The sequence below is a fragment of the Sulfolobus sp. B1 genome (assembly GCF_007050195.1).
Taxonomy (GTDB): Archaea; Thermoproteota; Thermoprotei_A; order Sulfolobales; family Sulfolobaceae; genus Saccharolobus.
The window spans coordinates 1-1,228 of sequence record NZ_QIMI01000255.1 but is presented as its reverse complement, the minus strand read 5'-3'; the positions used below and the strand labels follow the sequence as shown (position 1 = coordinate 1,228).

Annotated in this window: 1 protein-coding gene; it reads right to left on the bottom strand. The window is 38.2% G+C overall.

Annotated elements, in window-relative coordinates:
* Positions 1-80: 80 nt before the first annotated feature.
* Complete coding sequence (locus DMP16_RS09980) at positions 81-1,097, bottom strand: thiamine pyrophosphate-dependent enzyme (RefSeq protein WP_143577198.1); 1,017 nt, start codon at positions 1,095-1,097, stop codon at positions 81-83.
* Between the last annotated feature and the right edge of the window lie 131 nt (positions 1,098-1,228).

Genomic DNA, 1,228 nt, shown 5'->3' with positions numbered 1-1,228 from the left:
TATATCAAGAATAATCGAGAGATATAAAATTGACCCCTCAGTATTATTATAAAAAAAGATAATTATCTTTTCTTCTTTATTTATTTATCACTTATTTTAACGTTAACTGATTTTATAGGCATTACTGCAGGAATCTCCCACTCCTCATACATCTCATCTACCATCTTCTGGAAGTATTCTACATCTTCCTCAGTGAAGTGTGAGAATCTACCTTGTTTTTCTAAATACTCCTTTACTGGTTTTCTCTTAATCCTCCCCTCAATTATACTCTTAGTAGGCTCGTTATATACTATCTCCCCATTAATGTACTCGTATAGTGGCCATATCCCAGTCTCCACTGCTAATACTCCCAGCTCATGAGAGAACTTTGGATCATAATCCCATCCTTTAGGGCATGGATCTAGAGAGTGTATGAATGTAGGTCCACCTATAGCTAGAGCCTTTCTAAACTTATTAATCGAGTCTAATGGATAGGCTGGTGTCATAGTTGCTGCGTATTTAACGTTTCTGTGCCCAGCAATTATCATCGGCACAACACTCTTCTTCCATCTAACCTTCATTATTCTTCTTTGCTTGCCAGGTCTACTGAAAGAAGTTTGTGCTCCATAAGGAGTCATACTAGTCTCTTGTATATCAGTATTGGCTGAGGATTCGTTATCGTATAGAACTATTACTAGGTTATAATTGTATGTCATCGCATTAGATACTCCAGATAATCCCATATCTGCACAGCCTAAGTCTCCGTAGAACGCTATTACATTTATTGGCTCTTGCTTAATCTTGCCTTTTCTCATTAATGCTCTTAAAGCTGCAGCAGTTCCTAATGCTGCTGCTCCTGATCCTCCTAACTGTGTGTGAACCCATGGTACAATCCAAGACGTAGTATAATAAGTGGTGTTGGCAACATACATACATCCAGTGGCTCCTATTACTATAGTTCTAGGACCTGCAGCTTTAGCTAAAAATCTCATCACTAATGCAGATTCACATCCTTGACACGTTCTATGTCCGGACGTATAGAACTCTTCTAATGGGGCATCTTTGATTGTCTTAACTATTGACTTATAAACCTTTTCTTCTATTTCTTTTTCAACCATGACTTGATCACCTCAAATTACCAGGGGTCACCTCTGACCCCAACCCAATAAACGGGCTTAGTTATAGGGGTATCCCTATGCTCGTAACCTATCTTGATTATTTTTTCTACATCTTGAATCGTTATTTCCCT